The 18,393-nt window shown below is 36.0% G+C and carries 11 protein-coding genes; 2 read left to right on the top strand and 9 right to left on the bottom strand.

The features are described from left to right. Positions 1–97: 97 nt before the first annotated feature. Complete coding sequence (locus ACIEHO_RS14930; RefSeq protein ID WP_406973159.1) at positions 98–361, bottom strand: DUF1456 family protein; 264 nt, start codon at positions 359–361, stop codon at positions 98–100. A 370-nt stretch (positions 362–731) separates the two neighbouring features. On the opposite strand from ACIEHO_RS14930, the gene ACIEHO_RS14925 reads away from it, so the two are divergent. Next, the gene (locus ACIEHO_RS14925; protein WP_406973157.1) at positions 732–1,145 is read left to right on the top strand and encodes a TerB family tellurite resistance protein; all 414 of its coding nucleotides are present in this window, start codon (positions 732–734) and stop codon (positions 1,143–1,145) included. Positions 1,146–1,229: 84 nt separating this feature from the next. On the opposite strand, the gene uvrB is transcribed toward ACIEHO_RS14925, so the two are convergent. From uvrB to ACIEHO_RS14895, 6 genes are all read right to left on the bottom strand, one after another. After that, a complete protein-coding gene (uvrB, locus tag ACIEHO_RS14920) occupies positions 1,230–3,233 on the bottom strand; it encodes an excinuclease ABC subunit UvrB (RefSeq protein WP_406973155.1) in 2,004 nt (667 codons plus the stop codon). 26 nt (positions 3,234–3,259) lie between these two features. After that, positions 3,260–8,107 carry a choice-of-anchor L domain-containing protein gene (locus tag ACIEHO_RS14915; protein ID WP_406973153.1) on the bottom strand — a complete coding sequence of 1,616 codons (4,848 nt, stop codon included), beginning with the start codon at positions 8,105–8,107 and terminating at the stop codon, positions 3,260–3,262. Positions 8,108–8,225: 118 nt separating this feature from the next. Next, complete coding sequence (locus ACIEHO_RS14910) at positions 8,226–10,955, bottom strand: T9SS type B sorting domain-containing protein (RefSeq protein WP_406973151.1); 2,730 nt, start codon at positions 10,953–10,955, stop codon at positions 8,226–8,228. Between the two features lie 35 nt (positions 10,956–10,990). Continuing rightward, positions 10,991–13,759 carry a T9SS type B sorting domain-containing protein gene (locus tag ACIEHO_RS14905; RefSeq protein ID WP_406973149.1) on the bottom strand — a complete coding sequence of 923 codons (2,769 nt, stop codon included), beginning with the start codon at positions 13,757–13,759 and terminating at the stop codon, positions 10,991–10,993. Positions 13,760–13,789: 30 nt separating this feature from the next. Further along, a complete protein-coding gene (locus ACIEHO_RS14900) occupies positions 13,790–14,614 on the bottom strand; it encodes an ABC transporter permease (protein WP_406973147.1) in 825 nt (274 codons plus the stop codon). 5 nt (positions 14,615–14,619) lie between these two features. Further along, complete coding sequence (locus ACIEHO_RS14895) at positions 14,620–15,522, bottom strand: ABC transporter ATP-binding protein (RefSeq protein WP_406973145.1); 903 nt, start codon at positions 15,520–15,522, stop codon at positions 14,620–14,622. 219 nt (positions 15,523–15,741) lie between these two features. On the opposite strand from ACIEHO_RS14895, the gene ACIEHO_RS14890 reads away from it, so the two are divergent. Beyond that, entirely contained in the window at positions 15,742–16,815 is a 1,074-nt protein-coding gene (locus ACIEHO_RS14890; RefSeq protein WP_406973143.1) for a hypothetical protein, read from the top strand. On the opposite strand, the gene ACIEHO_RS14885 is transcribed toward ACIEHO_RS14890, so the two are convergent. Both ACIEHO_RS14885 and ACIEHO_RS14880 read right to left on the bottom strand, forming a co-directional pair. After that, complete coding sequence (locus tag ACIEHO_RS14885; RefSeq protein ID WP_406973141.1) at positions 16,812–17,324, bottom strand: IS1096 element passenger TnpR family protein; 513 nt, start codon at positions 17,322–17,324, stop codon at positions 16,812–16,814. The two genes, ACIEHO_RS14890 and ACIEHO_RS14885, sit on opposite strands and share 4 nt — an antisense overlap. A gap of 36 nt (positions 17,325–17,360) precedes the next feature. Then, positions 17,361–18,386 (bottom strand): COX15/CtaA family protein, encoded by a 1,026-nt coding sequence (locus ACIEHO_RS14880; protein WP_406973139.1) that lies wholly within the window; start codon positions 18,384–18,386, stop codon positions 17,361–17,363. Between the last annotated feature and the right edge of the window lie 7 nt (positions 18,387–18,393).

Here is an 18,393-nt window from a genome sequence, read left to right as displayed (position 1 = left end):
GTACGTTTGATATACCCATCGTTTTCTGGTAATTCCATTACACTAAGGTTTTAGTGTATCGCTATTTCAGGACGGGAAAATTATAAAAAAAGAGCAGCTATTTATGGTTGCTCTTTTTTTGTACTTTATTTTCTCCTTTTTTGGGCATGGGGCCTCTTAGATGAATTACTAAACCATTCAAAAAATTCCTTAGTATTTGATCACCACATTCCATATATTTTGGATGGTCTTCACGTCTAAAAAATGCACCTAGTTCACTCTTAGAAATTCTAAAATCAACCAATTCTAAAATCTTCACAATATCGTCATCGCGTAGCTTAAGGGCTACTCGTAATTTCTTTAAAATATCATTATTTGTCATGCTATTGTTTTTCACTTTTATTAAAGCCGCATTTCATCGATTTTGGCTTTGCAACTTTTCAGAATTAACGTTTTTGGCCTCAGCAAAGATACCTTAAAAATTGAACAACAGAATTTGTTCTGTAAAATTGATTTTATAAGTGGTAAATTATTGAAAATCAATCTTTTGTTGTATGTGTGTTTTTGTTTGATAATTTATTTGGAAAATGACAAAATGCAAATTTTTTAGTTGAATAAAATTGATTATTGATGAAATAAATAAAATATACGATTAAATGAGTGCCCTTTTTCGATAAGCTACATGATATCTACGATTATAAATGTGCCTTTTGTCCGTAACTTTATGATATATTAATTAATCCCTCTGACAAATGATTAATAGAGTAGAAAAATTGAGTCTTTTATCAGAAATGATTGCATTTGCAAAATTTGATAAAAACATAAGGCGAATAGAATATAATTTTTTGCTGGGTGTAGCAAAACAACTTGATATAGCGCGCGAAGATTTCGAATATTTATTAGAAAACCCAGTTTCATATACACATCTAAAATCGCACAGTGAGCGGATCGTTCAGTTTCATAGATTGGTATTACTAATGAATATTGAACAGAAATATGAGGGTGAAGATAATTCGGCAGGAGTTACAAAACTTTATAATTTTGGTTTGCGCATGGGGCTTAGTCATGAGTCTATTACCAAAGTTCTATACTTAATGGAAAGTTTTCCTAATAAAATTGTGCCACCAGATGTTTTAATCGATATTTTTAAAACCCAATATAATTAGAATAATGTACTTTTTTCTAAGTACGAATTAATAGTGTTGATTATTTAATGCAACTAATTGTTGCTTATTAGAAAGGCTAAAAGTTTAAACTTTTAGCTTTTCTAGTTTATTTTGATATTTTTTTATTTCATCACGGAGTTTGGCGGCCACAACAAAATCTAGGGCTTTTGCAGCTTCTTCCATAAGCTTACGTTTTTCCCTTATTTTTTTCTCCAGTTCTGGTTTGCTTAAATATTCGCTTTCTGGTTCGGCAGCTTTAGCAGCTTCTAATTCGTAACTATAAGTGCTAACCGAGTTTTTTGAAAGGGCATTGTCTAAACTTTTGTTTAGGGCTGTTGGCGTTATATTGTTAGCGGTGTTATAGGCTACTTGTTTTTCGCGTCGGTAATTAGTTTCATCAATGGTTTTTTGCATGCTGTTTGTGATTTTGTCGGCATACATTATCGCCTTTCCATTAAGATTTCTGGCGGCTCGTCCAACCGTTTGTGTTAAAGAACGTGTTGAACGTAAAAAACCTTCCTTATCGGCATCTAAAATGGCTACTAACGAGACTTCTGGCAAATCCAACCCTTCACGCAATAGATTTACTCCAACCAAGACATCGAATAGTCCCTTTCGTAAATCCTGCATAATTTCAACACGTTCTAAAGTATCCACATCACTATGGATATATCGGCATCGAATTTGGATTCTATCTAAATACTTAGTTAGTTCTTCAGCCATGCGTTTGGTAAGTGTTGTTACCAAAGTACGCTCATCTTTCTCAACGCGCTGTTGTATCTCATCTATTAAATCATCAATTTGGTTTAAACTAGGGCGCACTTCAATCTCTGGATCCAACAAGCCCGTAGGACGAATAATTTGTTCCACATATACCCCATCTGTTTTTTGTAATTCGTAATCGGCTGGTGTGGCACTTACATAAATTACCTGATTTTGTAGTGCTTCAAATTCTTCAAATTTTAACGGACGATTGTCCATCGCTGCCGGTAGTCTAAATCCGTATTCCACCAAATTTTCTTTTCGGCTTCTATCGCCTCCATACATGGCGTGTACCTGTGAAATGGTTACATGGCTTTCATCTACCACCATTAAATAATCGTCTGGAAAATAATCCAATAAACAGAACGGTCGGGTTCCAGGTTGGCGTCCATCTAGATAGCGTGAGTAGTTTTCTATGCCCGAGCAGTAGCCCAATTCGCGAATCATTTCCAAATCGAATTCAGTGCGTTCTTTTAGACGTTTAGCTTCGAGGTGTTTACCGATTTCTTTGAAGTAATCATATTGTTTTACCAAATCGTCCTGAATGTCTTTAATGGCGTTTTGAAGTACTTCAGGAGACGTAACAAACATATTGGCCGGATAAATATTCAGTCGGTCGTATTTTTCAACGATTTGATTGGTTTGAATATTGAACGATTCAATATCTTCAATTTCATCTCCAAAAAAGTGAATTCTGAAGGCATCATCTGCATAACTTGGGAAAATATCAACCGTATCGCCTTTAATTCTGAAATTTCCATGGTTGAACTCACCTTCAGTTCTTGAATATAGACTCTGGACCAATTGATGCAAGAGTTTTGTTCTTGAAATAACTTGGTCTCGTTTTAGGGTAATGACATTTTTTTGAAACTCCACCGGGTTGCCTATACCGTACAAACACGATACCGATGCCACCACCAAAACATCGCGCCTCCCGCTCAGTAACGAGGACGTAGTACTTAGGCGCATTTTTTCTATTTCCTCATTGATAGAAAGATCTTTTTCAATGTAAACACCAGAAACGGGAATGTAGGCTTCGGGCTGGTAATAATCGTAGTAGGAGACGAAGTACTCTACCGCATTATTCGGAAAAAATTGTTTAAATTCAGAATATAACTGCGCTGCTAAGGTTTTGTTGTGCGCCAAAACTAGGGTTGGTCGTTGTACTTCCTCAATAACATTGGCAACAGTAAAAGTTTTACCGGAACCGGTTACACCAAGCAGGGTTTGGTACTTTTCCTCAGAAACAAGGCCACTTGCCAATTGTTTTATGGCTTCGGGCTGGTCGCCGGTCGGTTTAAATTCTGATTCAACTTTAAATTTCATCCTGCAAAATTACGCAAAATAAATGGCTATCGCTTTAATGTGAAATGGCCTTTTATGTCGAATGATTCACCGTTTTGAATAATCTTGGCGATAAACCAATAATCGTCAGAAGGCATATTTTGGCCATTGAAAGTGCCATCCCAACCAGTGGAAGTATACGGAAGTGATTTTAAAAGTTTGCCATATCTATTGTAAATATGGACTATGGTACCCGGCAATTGGTTAGCGCCAACAATATGCCAAGTATCATAGACGCTATCGTTGTTTGGGGTGAAAAACTTAGGAATATCGAAAACAAAAACGTTTTTTGTTATATCTAGGCATCCGTTTAAATCCCTAACGGTAACAAGGTGTGGTCCGAAGGACACGTTGTCAAAAACATTGGATGTTTGTGGTTCTCCATTGTCTAAAATATAAATATAATCACCAATTCCCGAAACATCTATGGTAATACTATTGGGGTCCGAAAAATCTACTGTTTGTGTAAAGTTGATAATCGCACTGTCAGATTCAACCACGCTAAAATTATGGGTGTATGAGCAATCGTTAGATAATATATTTGGTCTAGTAACCGTAACGCTATAATCGCCAATTTCGTCGGGGCCCAGTAAAATTTCTGGAGATGTACTTCCTGTTGACCATAAATAAGTATCGCCAGCAATGCCCGTTTCTGCACTTACAACAATGGCTGAATCGTTGCATAAGGGTACAATATCTTCAATTGGGACAATGGGCAACGGATTAATCCTGATGTTAAATTGCGTGGTGCTAAAACAACCAGACATGTTATTTTCAATTCTGGCATAGATTGTTTCACCATCTTGTGCAGGATAACTCATTTCAACAGGGTTGGTTGCATTCTCAGCATTTGTTAAGTTGGTATAAAAAGTAACTGTAAAATCAGATGCATTTTGGGCGCCTCTAATGGCATTACTTGTTGAGCTGGTGTTTGATAAATCAAATGGTCGGAAACCATCATAATCATCATCACAATCAATTAAATCAGGAGGTGTGTTGGCTATGGGATTCGGACTGATTATTAAATTGAAAGAAGTGAATGCAGGACATCCATCAATTAGGTTTTCAATTCGAGAAAAAATTGTGTAGCTTCCTGGTGAAGAGTAATTGTAAACTTTATTTTGGAAAGCATTGGTTTCTGAAGCAGCCTCGACAGAAGAACTGTAATAACTTATTGACACATTATTAACGTTATCTACCAAAAAAGTATCAACCTGCGACAAATCATAAGTATCCGTATTGCTGTCACAATCTGATACAGATGCGATTGTATTAATAGATGGCGGTAAATTAACCTCTATTGGTAAGGGAGCTGAATCATAGCATTGCGTTGAAGAGTTGGCTATTTTAATATAGATAATCTTATTGCTAGCAGCGTAATTGTTATATTCTGACGAAGGAATTTCTATAGTTAAATTTTGGTCTTCAAAATAAGAAACAGTGACATCACTAAATCTTACATTAGTGACTTGGTACACGGTTGTGTTTAGGTCTATGGTTGTATTTCCGTCATAATCTGTGTCACAAACAGGGGCAATGTTAGCTGATGTGATTACAGGGGTTGGAAATGTGATGAATCTCACTTCTTCAATTACAGTACAGCTGTTGGATGTATTTTCAATTCTCACATAAAATTGACCCTGTAATGTTTGCGAGGTGTATAGATCAGGAAGGTCGTTGCTAGTATTATTCTGTGCTTCAGATAAAGTCGCATAGAATTTTATGCTTAACGCATCGGTACTTCCTTGTGCAATTTCTTGTCGTTTAGCATCTAAATCGAATGTGTGGCTACCAGCACCATTTTGACATACTGGCGGAAAGTCTGAAAAATTGGTGTTATACGTTGGATTTGACCCAACTTCTAATGTAAAAGACGAGGTGCTGTTGCAATTGGGGTCTGTTATATTTTCTACTCTAACGTATATAGTTTCTGCCCCGGAACTAGAATATGGATTATTTTTATCTATAGGCATTGTAAAACCTTCATCTTGGAAGTAAAAAACTTCTTTTCCTGTTTGTCCATTTAAAATTTCAGCATCTTTATCTGAAAATATAAAATTAGCAGACGAAACACCAGAATCTACACACATTTGGAATGGAGCAATGTTGGGGATAACTGGTAAGGTATTTACCATTACATTAAATGAAACAATATTAAAACAAGCTGAAGCTTCAGTGGTCTGAACCCTTATAAAAATTGTTTGCGTATTGGAATTGTAGTTGGTTGTGTTTGTTATAGGGCTGGTATTGTTATTGGCATTATTGAAATCGTTAAAGAAATCGATTATTAAGCCATTAGTGTTTGAAACGGCTTCAGAAATTTTGTCGTTCAGGTTTATTTCGAAAAATCCATCTTGATCGTCATCGCAAATGGTAATATCGCTAGGTTGCATTACAGCAGGGGCGGGCAACACATTGATTTGAAACTCATTCACCGTATAACAATTTGTGGTGTTATTTTCAATTCTAGCATAAAATGTTCCCGAGCCTGTGTCATAAAATCTAGGTAATTGATTGGGACCTGCATCAGCATCGTTTGGATCTAAGTAATAACGAACATTAAAATCAGTATTTCCACCCGTTATGGTTGCGTCGAATGAGTCAAAATCTACTGTTGTAAACCCATCAGAATCGGTATCACAATAATCTATGGGCGCTACAGGTGTAAAAGTCACTACGGGGTTTATACGCAAAATGACTTCAGAAACTTCGCTGCAAAAACCATTGTCTAGATTGAGATATATGGTTTGTGGTCCTGTTAAAGGATAGGGGTTAGACGTGTCAATTGGCATAACACTATTGTCCCTATTGCTTTGAGTTTCGTAAAAAGTAACATTGATATTTGGTAAATTGTTTGCTATAACACTTGCAATCTGATTAAAATAAATATCAACACTTCCGTCATTGTCGTCATCACAAAAAGCAAAACCAAGCTGAGGAATATTGGTAGCGGTTAACAATAAGTTAGTATGGAGCTCTAAGGGTACAATGGCATGACAGCCTGTAGAACTATCTACTAACCTTGCATAAACAACTTGCTCGTCTTGGACTGTATTTTGAAAATTTGTTGGATCTGGTATGGGATTGGCCCCAGATTCTGCATCAGCCGTACTGGTATGGTAGGTGGGAAGTAAGAAACCGGTTTCCCCATTAAGAATGGTGTTAATCCTTTGGGTAATATCAAAATTGGCAAAACCATCATGCTCTTGGTCGCAGGCATCAATGAATTGAGTGTTTCGGATAATACCTGTATTTCCATTGGTAACATTAATGGTTAGTGTTGCACCTGAATTGGAACACCCAGTAACCAGGTTCGTAACTCTTATATAAAGTGTTTCTGAAGAATTGGTATTTGAATATGGGTTTTGTACGGCGTTGCTACCATTGTTAGCTTCTAAAGGCGTGCTATGATAAGTTACAAGAAGATTGGTTTGTCCAGAGGTTATTTCATTGTTTTTTTGACTTAAATCAATCAAAGTACTACCATCTGGATTATTGTCATTATCACAAACATTTAAATCACTAGGTTGGGTTATTGTTGGTAATTGATTGACAATCAATTCAAATTCACCATAGATTAAACAACCTGAATCCATGTCTTCTACGCGAACATAAACTGTTCTCGGTCCACTAGATATCGGCGAAGTAATATTGCTAGAATTACTTTGTGCATCAGCATCCGTTAAATGATAAGATATGCTATAGTTTGGTGGTAAGTTTTGGATAGCATTTATGACATCAGTGTTTTTTGTGGAAAGATCAAAAGTTTCCTGCATATCACCATTTGAATCACATAATTGATAAGGGGTGATAGGGGCAGTAGTCAACTCAGTGTCAATAGTTACGGTTACGTCATCTTGTATGATGCAGCCATTTATACTAATTTCAACACGATAAAGTCCACTTTGGGTAGCGGTTAGTATTGGATTGGTTTCGCTTGAAAGTAATGAGCCATTTCTATACCACGAATAGCTAGCTAATGGATTTTGTATTTCTCCATTTAAAATAACGCTTCCAGAACATGTGTTTATGTCTTCACCCAATTCAAGTTCTGTGAAAGTGTTCGCTTCAATAAATACAGCTGTATCTATTGATGGATCTCTTGATGCTCCTTGGTCTGCTACAATTATTTTAACGTGGTATTGTGTGTTTGGTGTTACAGAGGCTCCTGCAGAAAGTACTGTTGTCCTTCCGTTGTAATTAGTTTCTGGAAAGCTATAACCGTCAAAATATTGTTCATTAGCTGCTGGACATTGTGTGATTATTTCGTCATGGATGTTACTTATTGTTACCGGAGTACTCGTCCCAGGAACCAAGGCTATATTTTGGTATGGACCAGTACTGCTACTTTCTCTAATTAAAAAAACAAAGCCATCAGATGAATTACAGGGGTAATTTGCGAAATACTCTTCTGAAGCTATTAGGTAATTAAATATAACCGAATCTGAAAGAGCAACAAAATCAAACTCAATAGAGGTAGCGTTTACGGTGTTGCTTACCCCCAAAAACGTTTCTATGTCGGGGTCTGTACCCCAAGCGAGTGTACCATCGCTTAAGTCGGTCCCATTTGAAACATTTCCTCCGGATGCAGCATTTCCTGTGGAAATAACAATACCATTACTAAGGGGGAAATTAGTGCCAGAACCTTCAAAAGAACCAAAGCTTCCGATACCATCTAAACTACCATTTATGGAGGAACTAACATTTGAAATTTCCACACAACTGTTAGCCAAATTATTTTCAATAAGATCTTGGAGAGGGACTGAATTATCTATGGTTACTTGCTGCGAAAATAGGGTGTTAAAACTAAAAATTAGCAGAATGAATACGCAAATATAGTGTAGGCTTTTCTTCACTTTGTTTTTATTTGGGAAAAAAACAGTTAATGATTTGGTTTTTTTAGGAGCGTAAATTAGATTTATTTCAGATAAAAAGCAAAAAAAATCGGATAAAATGCACTTTTGTCTGTTTATTTTACCTCTTTAATGTGAAATGATTTTTAAAAACTCTACCATCTTCAAGCAATACGTAAAACCAATAATCATCGTTTGGAAGTTTTTTATTATTTAGCAAACCATTCCAACCCGCGCCCAATGGGTCTAATTCATGTATAAGTTTACCATACCTATCAAATATTAAAACTTTAGAGTTAGGTTGAAACATCTCGTTAACTCCTTGAATTTGCCAAGTGTCATTTATTCCGTCATTATTTGGGGTGAAAAACTTAGGAAACCCAATAACCGAAATTTGCTCACTCACCATACCACATCCATTTTTTACATCTTTTACATAGAGATGGTATAAACCTGGAGGGACATTTTCAAAAGTAGGTTGGTCTTGATATGGAAAAACAACAAAGCCATTATTGTTAACCAGATTATATTGGTAAGCACCCTCTCCAGATGTTATTACGGTAATTTGGTTGTTTTTAGCCCCATCTTTTACTTCAATATCCATTATCTTGGCTATGTTAGATGGTTCTACCAAAATGGTTTTAGTTTTTGAACAACCATTGGCATTTGTTACTGTTACCTTATAAACACCTGGGCCATTAATTTCGGTTTGGTAATTATTTTCACCGCTACTCCAAAGATATGTATAGTTCTCTGGGTTGTCATTTATAATACCGGCATTAATGGCAATTGGTTCAGGGGCTGTATTAAGACAATAATAGGTTGTGCTTGTATCGTTTATATTTGGTAGTCTAAGGACTTCTAGATTCACCTTACTAATTCCATAACAATTATTGCCGTTTTTAACTCGAGCATAAATAGTTTGTGAATAGGGGATGGTATTGGTGAAATATGCTCCAAGAGTATTGTTTTGTAATAGCGCATCGTTATAACTTTTGTAATATGAAACAAATACACCACTTGGCAGCCCATTAAGAATAATTTGGTCTGCGTCCCTCAAGCTAAACTGGCGAAAACCATCTTCAACGCCGTCATCATCGCAAAGAGCAGGAAGCATAACATCATCAGTATCGGTATTGCTCACTCCAATTGTGAGTTCAGAAAAATTAATACAGCCAGTGATATCATTGATTACTTCAACGTAAATAGTTTGCGGGTTACGAGTATTTTGGTATGAGTATCCATTTATTTCAACTGTTCTTGCTGCATTCGAATAAAATTTCAAGGTTCGGTTAGTATTTGTGCCGGTAATTTCGCGGCTGGCCCTTGTTAAATTAAATAGAGTCCTTCCATCTGTATGTCCATCTTCATCGCACTGATATAATGTTATGCTGTTGGCTTCAGGTTTTTCATTAAAAAAAACAAAAGCTTGTCCTTCAATAATACAGTCACCATTATTTGGAGTAACCGTTACCCTGTAATGGCCACTTTTAGTTACAATCAAATTGTAATCAGAATTTGGTAGAGCAATATTGTCACGAGTCCAGCTATAAGTGGCACCTTCTATGTCTTCTGAAATTAATTCGTAAGCATCGCCATTACAAAGCGTTAAGTTCAGCTCGCTTTTTCCATTTTTTATAATATCTATTTGTACGTTGAAAATGGATTGGATAAATGGCGGCAGTCCTTGGGCAGATTGGTTTGGTGATAAGTCTACCGCATCATGCAAGTAATTACAGGCTAGACCTACTTTGTTGGGTTCGTTTATAACTCCTAAATTGGGCAATCCCGTGTCGTAAGTGGCAGATAGAGCTCTGTATATTTTGCCATTAGGAGCGAGTTGTAATCCGCCACGGTAAAGTTGTCTCTCATCAATAGTAATCATTGACGATTGGATATTTTGAGCGTTAAGGTTAAATTGTACCAAACTAGAGGTGTGATTTTCAGGATTATCTCTGTCGTCATCAAAATCATCCCCGCGATAATTGTTGTATGAATGAACATAAAGAAATTGGCTGTTTGGCGAGAACTCTAGGCCATAAGGGTTGTGATTGTTGCCGAAGATTTTCAATTCAACAGCGTTTGAAACTTTTCCGTTAGTTGTGTCAAAATCATATAGGAATAATTGATGGTTGGTTGTGTTGTTGTCGTCGTCGGCACTTAGGTTGGCACAAGCCATTTTATCGCCGTCTGGTGATAGTTTTAAATAGCCTCTTGGGTCGGTAATATTGATTGGGAAACTGGTTTTTACGCTATTTGAGCTTACACCATTCGTACTCACTTCAAAAGCGTGGAATGTATTGTAAGTAGCAGCATTTCCTTCTTCTGAAGCAAATGTAACCACCCACATCGATTTGGTGATACAGTCTTTTAAAACGGCCGTTATTTTTTCTGAGCAAAGATTTAAAAGCCGAGCGTTTCTCTCAATAACTTCGCCGAGACCATTTTCTTTAGACATGTCAATAACGGAATAGTGCAAACCGGTATTACTCCGATTACTACCTACAGTAAACACGTAGTAGATGTTGTCATCTTCAGGTTTAGGGACAATTATGGCTGATTGGGTGCTCGATCTATCCCCAAGTAATCCGGAACCACTTTTCATCACTTTATGGACTTTGTTCCATACATAAGATCCGTCGGTGTAAAATAGTAAATTTCCAGATTTGTCAGACATAGATGTACACCCTTCATTTGTAAACAAAAGTCCGTTATCTACACTATTAGGTGTTCCTGTAAAAAGATTGAATTTTATTCCGGCACCATAACCAAAATACCAATTGGCGGCTTCACCTTGTCCCAAAAGGGATAGGCTTGTAAAGCACATTAAAATTGGTATTAAATATTTCATTTTGGTTAAAATATTTAATTATTGATTTACACTTATTAATGTTTCAGTGTAAAATGGTTTTTAAATATCCTTCCGTCCTGTAATTTTACCGAGAACCAGTAGTCATCGTTCGGTAATTTATTACCGCGGATAAGTCCGTTCCACCCTTCACCCAAAGGGTCTAATTCCTTTATAAGTTTACCGTAACGGTTATAGATTTGGATTTTGGTATTGGGTTGAAAAATCTCTGATATACCATATACCTGCCAAGTATCGTTCATCCCGTCATTATTTGGTGTAAAAAACTTGGGAAAACCAATAACGGAAACAGCTTCGGGAATTGTACCGCAATCATTTTTAATGTCCTTAATTTGAACTGTGTATAATCCTGGGTAAACGTTTTCAAAAACTGAACTTTCTTGATAAGGGCGAACCATTTGGTTGTTAGAATTTACCAAAGCAAACTCATAAATACCCTCGCCAGAAACCATAATCCTGATGATATTGTTTTCAGAAACGTCGGTTATATGAACATCGATAATTGTTGCAATATTTGAGGGGTCTACTGTAACAGTGCGTTCATCTGAACACCCGGCTTGATTTGCAACGGTAACCCTATATATGCCTGTTTCATTAATCTCAATTTCATGGGTAGTTTCTCCGGTGGACCACGAGTATGTATAATCATCTGGAACCCCTTCCAAAGGACCAGCGTTAATAGTAATGTGGTCTGGGAAATGATTTAGGCAATAAAAAGTAGTATCTGTTTTTATGATATTAGGTAGTTTTTCAACGGTTAACTGAACTTGGTTAATGCCATAACAAGCATTGTCGCTATTGGTATCTACTCTATAAAATAACGTTTCGCTGTAAGGTATTTTATTTTGATACTGGGTTATAGGGTTTACTTCTAGAAGCGCATCGTCTTGCGTTTCATAAAATGTTATTTCAATATCAGTTAAAGGTAAATTCAAGTTATTTGCAATTTCTGTTTGATATGAATTAAGGTCAAAACTATTTATTCCGTCTGGCGAATCAATTTCATCGCAAACCGGAGTAGCATGGTATATAGGGGTTATGGTATTGCTAGCCCTTAAATGAATGGTAGCTGTGCTGGAACAATTACTGAGCAAGTTTTCTGTGCGGGTGTAAAGCATTTCGTTAGCCAGGACATTTTCGTAGGATTCTGGATTGGGAATGGCATTAACCCCATTTATCGCATCGTTCTGCGTTTTGTAAAACGTTATTGAATAGTCTTCGCTATAAGATGGAAAAATCATTGGGTTGGCTTCAAATAAATTGAAGGTTGTAATTCCTGCCGAACTTAAATCGGTATCGCACTGAAACAATTCGGCATTAAAAACCTCTGGATATTCAAAAACTTCCACCCTTGCTTCTCCTTGAGGAAAGCCACAGTTGGTTGTCTGTACTTCTCCTGGTGGATCAATAACCACTTTATAAAACCCGGTTTCAGATACCTCTAGGTAAAAATCATTCTCACCTGGTAGGACTTCTCCATCTTTTGTCCAAGTATAAGTACCCCCAATAATCTCATCGGCAACCAGCGTATATGATTCGCCTTCGCAAAGCGTAAGAAAATTGGTGTCACTTCCATTTTTTACAATGTCAATTTGTTCGTTAAAAAAAGAAGCTATAAAAGGCGGTAGCCCTTGCGTGGAATTATTGGAGCCTAAATCGACGGCATTGTGTTGATAATTGGCAGATGTTCCAATGTTATTAGGATTGTTTATCACACCTAACTTATTAATACCTAAGTCGTAAGTAATACTTAAAGACCTGTATATTTTTCCATTTGGCCCCAATTGTAATGCACTTCTGAAGTTGTTCCTGTTGTCTAATATAACTTGACTGTCGGAAATGTTAACCGCATTCAAATTATATTGTATTAAAACAGATTTGTGGTTCGCAGGGTTGTCGTTTTCAGACGGATTATTTCTGTTAAAGTAGTCGTTTGATGAAGTAACATACAATAGATTACTGTCGGGTGAAAATTCAAGCCCATAGGGTTTGTCGTTAGGATTATTAATGCTTAAAGGTTGTGGATTGCTTACTATGCCTGAATCAGAATTAAAATCAAATAAATATAAACCTGATGAATGAACACTGGCACAAGCTAATTTTAAACCACTGGGCGATAACTTTAAGTAGCCTCTTGAATCAGTAAAATCAACAGGTAAGGTTGATTTTACTGGGCTGGAGTTTATTCCTGTTGGGCTTACTTCATAAGCATAGAAGGTATTTAAACTTGGAGGATTTCCAAAGAAGCCATTTGCCGAAGATAGTGTTACAATCCAAATAGAACGAGTTTCGCAATCTTTAGCAACGGCAGATATTTTTTCAGCACATTGTGACAACAGATTTATATTTTTCTTCGTTACTTCACCAAGCCCGCTGTCTGAAGACATATCAACAACAGAATAATTGAGTCCAGTATTTGTTTGGTTGGATCCAACGGTAAAAATATAATAAATATTGGGGTCATTTGGTTTGGGGACAACAATGGCCGATTGCGTACTGGATTCATCACCTAGTAAATTTTGACCGTTGGGCATAACTTGGTGTTTGGCGTTATATACCGTCGTTCCATCTGTGTAAAACAATAGTTCGCCATTTGAATTGGAAATAGAGGCGCACCCTTCGCGAGTAAATAATTCTCCGTCGTCAAGTGCGGATACGGCACCGGTAAAAATATTAAATTCTATACCTGCGTTTTCTCCAAAGTACCAATTAGAAGCTTCTGCCTGACCGAAGGTGTAAGCGCTGGTCAAGATAGAAAATATTAGAATGAGGGCTCTTTTCTTCATCTTTTTCAATAGCAAATGCTACCAAAGATATCATAAATCGCGCATTTTTAATAATCTATACGATAAAAAGATAAATAGTACTGTCCAACCTAAAACGATGATTATTTCAATAGGGCTTACTGAATAATTATACATTAATTCTGCCTTTTCAGGGAATTTCGTCATAGCAATTCGCTGAAAGGGCTGGTCTATAAGTTTGTACATCGATTTTAAAGGAAAAAAGTTCTGAATTTTCTCGGCTATACCTGAATTCCATTTCCATGCAATCAACCCAAAAGTAATCCATTCCAAAATGTAAAGTACAAATAGAAAAGCTAATGCGAATGCCGAGCGTTTCACTAACATACCAAAAAACAAGCATAAACTAAAAAAACCAACCAGTTTGATAAAGTAGGACAGTAAAAATTCGGTTTCCATAAAGATTATGGAGGCTTCGGTGTAGCTTGAATAATAAAGACCGATACACAGAGAAATAATCCCAATTAATATTGTTGAAACTAAAGAAAAGAATACAATGGTATAAAATTTTGATAGAATAAATTCCTTTTTGCTCAAGCCATCAATTAAATTTTGTTTTAAGGTTTTGTTGCTGTATTCGTTTCCTATCATGCTTACAACCACAATGGCAAAAAAGAATTTGAACTGGGATGCAAAAAAGGTAGTTAAGTGCCAAATAATGGGGAAGTTGAACACCCCCAGTTCACCTAATTCTAAAGTAAAAAAGCCAAAAACGTTAATCTTTAAAGAAGATAAAAGTATTATAAAAAACGGCAAAATAAACGATATGAATATGAGTACTTTACTGGTTCGGTTTAGCAGTAGCTTTTGTAATTCTAAATTTAAAAGTCGTAGCATTAAAATTAGTTTTCGTTGTTATCGGTCAATTGTAAAAATTGTTCTTCTAAACTTTCTTTACGTTTAACTAAATGTGTGAGAATAATGCCTTTTTCAAAGAGTTGTTTATTGAAAGTTTCGGTTTCCATGGGTTCGTTTAAAAAGGCAGTAACCAAATTATCTTGAATCTTAATTTTTCCAAAAGCAGGGTTGGTTTTCAATAGTTGAATTAAATCATCTTGCTTGTTTGATTTTAATTCGAAAAATCCATAGCTGGAAATCATTTCGTCTACACGGCCAGAATATAATTTTTCACCCTTTCTCAACACAACTACATGCGAACATACTTTTTCAACTTCATCTAATAAATGCGAGGCCAATAAAATAGTAGTGCCATTGGTGGCAATTTGTTTAATTATTTCACGAATTTGATGGATGCCCTGTGGGTCTAAACCGTTTGTGGGTTCATCAAGGATCAAAATTTCGGGGTCGTTTAATAGTGCAGAGGCGATAGCCAATCGCTGTTTCATACCCAAAGAGTAGGTTCTGAATTTGCTATGTTTTCGTTCTAAAAGCCCGACTATTTCCAGTTTTTCATCAATTTTTTCGTACTCTACACCTTTAATTTTGCAAACTAGTTTTAAGTTTTGTGTTGCGGTCATATAAGGATAAAAATTTGGACGTTCTATAATGGCTCCCACCTTTTTTAAGGCTTCATGTGTGCTGGTGTTACCATCAAACCAATGAAAACTTCCATGAGTCTTGTTCACTACGCTTAAAACAATGCCTAGAGTAGTAGATTTTCCGCTACCATTAGGACCTAAAATACCATAAACATTGCCTTTGTTTATAGTAAACGATAAGTCTTTTACGGCTGTTAAATGGCCAAAATTTTTAGTGAGCTTGTTAATTGTTAGTATAGGTTCCAAACTGTGATTTTTTATGTGGATTATTTGAATTGGCGTGTATCGGTTATAATTGTACGACGACACATTTTAAATTTTGTTACAAGTCCTTTTTCAAATGAATTAAATTTGAAAATAATTGTTCTCGCTTTTTTAAGTTACATTCCAATGAAATGCTATATTTATAACGTTATAACCTAAATGGAGAAGCGAAAAACAAAAACTTTTGAATAACTTTACAGCATGCAAGATTTAAAAATTTCTAAGAAAAAGCCATCTTTTCCTATAATGCCGAAGCTTCACGAATATCTTTCTGAATATAATCGCGAAATTCAAATTCCTATTTTTTATGATGATTTGTTGAGGTTCCAGGGGTCTATTGTGGTTTATGATAAAGACGATAACGATACCCTGTGGATTCGTGTTTACTATAATGATTTTGAGCGGGAAGAAATTGAACAGTCTTTAAAAAAAGTATACACTATCCTTCATTCAGATGGGAATGATAGTATATTGCCATTCTTAAGTGTTGATGCCATTGACTATTGCACCTTTGGGAATTCAAAGCCATTTCGGATAAAGGTTAGGAATATTTTAAATGATAATTATACCTATTTTTATGTAAAAACAGCTGATGCATCACGGGTTTACGGTTTGGAATTAGAGCATATGCTTTCACCATACAATTTAAATTTCTTGGTTTATAAAGATACTCTAATAGAGGAGCACATTGCAGGTATTCCGGGAGATGAGTTTATCAAGAATTTTTTACCAAAATGCGATAAGTCTGAAAAATCGCAAATAGCGAAAGAGTTTGTAAAGTTTAATGAACGTTGTATGATAAGGCTGTTAGGCGATATGCGTTCGTACAATTATGTTATCGTGCCAACACATGATTTTGATCAAGTAATTTATAAGATACGGGCTATAGATTTCGACCAACAGTCTTATGAAGGTAAGTTTAATATTTACCGTCCCCAATTTTTTAAAGAGAATTTAAAAATGGTGCAACTGGTTTCTGATGGGATGCAAAAATTATCGATCAATCAATATAAAACCGAAGAACGCTCTATTTTGGTAAAGCGTTTAAAAAGTTATACAGAACGTATAAGCCTTTTGTTGAATTGTATGCAAGAGGACGATATTTCAACTAAAGCGCATGTAAAGCTCTTAAAGATGAAAATTTTTGAGTATACCCAAGACGTGAAATTTAAAAAATGTAAAAATATGGGTGAGGTTCTGGAACGTTCGTTAGAGTTTTTAACGCGTAACTACGAAAACGTAAATCTAGAAAAGCTAAAAACAAATAGGCTTTAGTTCCAATTTTCCTCAAAATCCAGATTGTCGTAGTCGTCTAAATCCAGTTCATCATCAAACTCGGAAAAATCATCATCTTCATCTGCTTCAAAAACACGATCTGGAGCCGTATCTGGTACTTGCCCTTTAACGAACATAAGGTTGGGGTAATCGAGGCCTTCGGCTTCTTCAACAATTTCGGCCAATTCTACATAAAATGTCCACATGCTCAAAAAATCATAGACATAAATAAGTTTTGTCTGTGCTTCGTGAACTACACTGTCTAAAGATGTTTCGTTCATCAAACGCGCAGAGTTATCTTCGCTTAAATCGAACAATGAAATTTCTTCACCTTGATCCCATTGGTCATTACTAATATAAAATGAAGCCATTTCGGTGCCATCAAACCCAAAAGATTGTGTAATGATATTATGAAGGTCTTCTAATGTATCGGTTTCACGAATTTCTAAATCGCGAAAAATATCTTCGTCTGTATCGTTGTCTAAAATAACTCTAAATCTATAAATCATTGCTGAAAAATTGTGCTACAAAGGTAGTTAATTAAATTATTTCGTAAAACGATGCAGCGTCAATGTCATAGCGTTCAGTAAGAAAAACGCTCCAACCTGATGTGCTACGCCCAACCAAACAGGTACTTGTAACAATATGGTAAATACCCCTAATACAAACTGAATGCCAACTATGACCAAAAGAAAATGGATGGATTTAGATTGTATGCTCGTTAAGGTCATTTTTTTAGTTTTTAAGTAAATAGCAATTATAAAACCAACTACAAAAAAGGCTAAAATTCTATGAACAAATTGAACGCCACTTTTGCCCTCAATAAAATTTTTGAGCCACGGTATTTGCTCGGAATAAACAGTTTCATGTATAAACTTGCCTTCACTCATCATGGGCCAATGATTGTGAATGAAACCGGCATCGAGTCCTGCTACAAAAGCACCGTAAATTATTTGAAGCAATAAAACGGCTAGTCCTAACCTAATAAAATTTCTGAATTTCTTATCGATTTGTTTTCTGTTTGGGAACATCAAATCCAGAGCCACCCAAAAGGTGTATGCAAAGGTTATAAATGCCGTTGTTAAATGCGCCGCTAGACGGTAGTGGCTCACATCGGGGTTGTCAACCAAGCCACTTTTAACCATATACCAACCCAAAAAACCTTGAAAAGCTCCAAGACCTAATAGGATAGTAGCTTTTTTAATTGTGGGTTTGGTAAGTTGTTTGGTAATCAAAAAATATAAAAACGGAAGAAAAAACACAACGCCAATTAACCGGCCAATTACACGGTGCAGCCACTCCCAAAAATAGATGTCTTTAAAATCCTGTAAATCGAAATGGTTGTTCAGCTTCTGGTACTCCGGATATTGCTTGTACAAATCGAAAGCTTCTTGCCATTCGATTTCGTTCATGGGCGGAATGGTTCCCGAGATGAGTTTGTAATTGGAAATGGATAAGCCTGAATGTGTAAGCCTAGTGATACCGCCAACAACTACCATGATAAAGATAAGTAGACAGCCTGTTAATAACCAATAAATTACTTTCTTATTGTCTTTTCTTGATTTAGCCACAAATACC

This window comes from Flavisericum labens (assembly GCF_045446075.1).
Lineage (GTDB): Bacteria > Bacteroidota > Bacteroidia > Flavobacteriales > Flavobacteriaceae > Flavisericum > Flavisericum labens.
The sequence above is the reverse complement of the archived record's forward strand: the minus strand, read 5'-3'. Positions and strand labels throughout refer to the sequence as shown.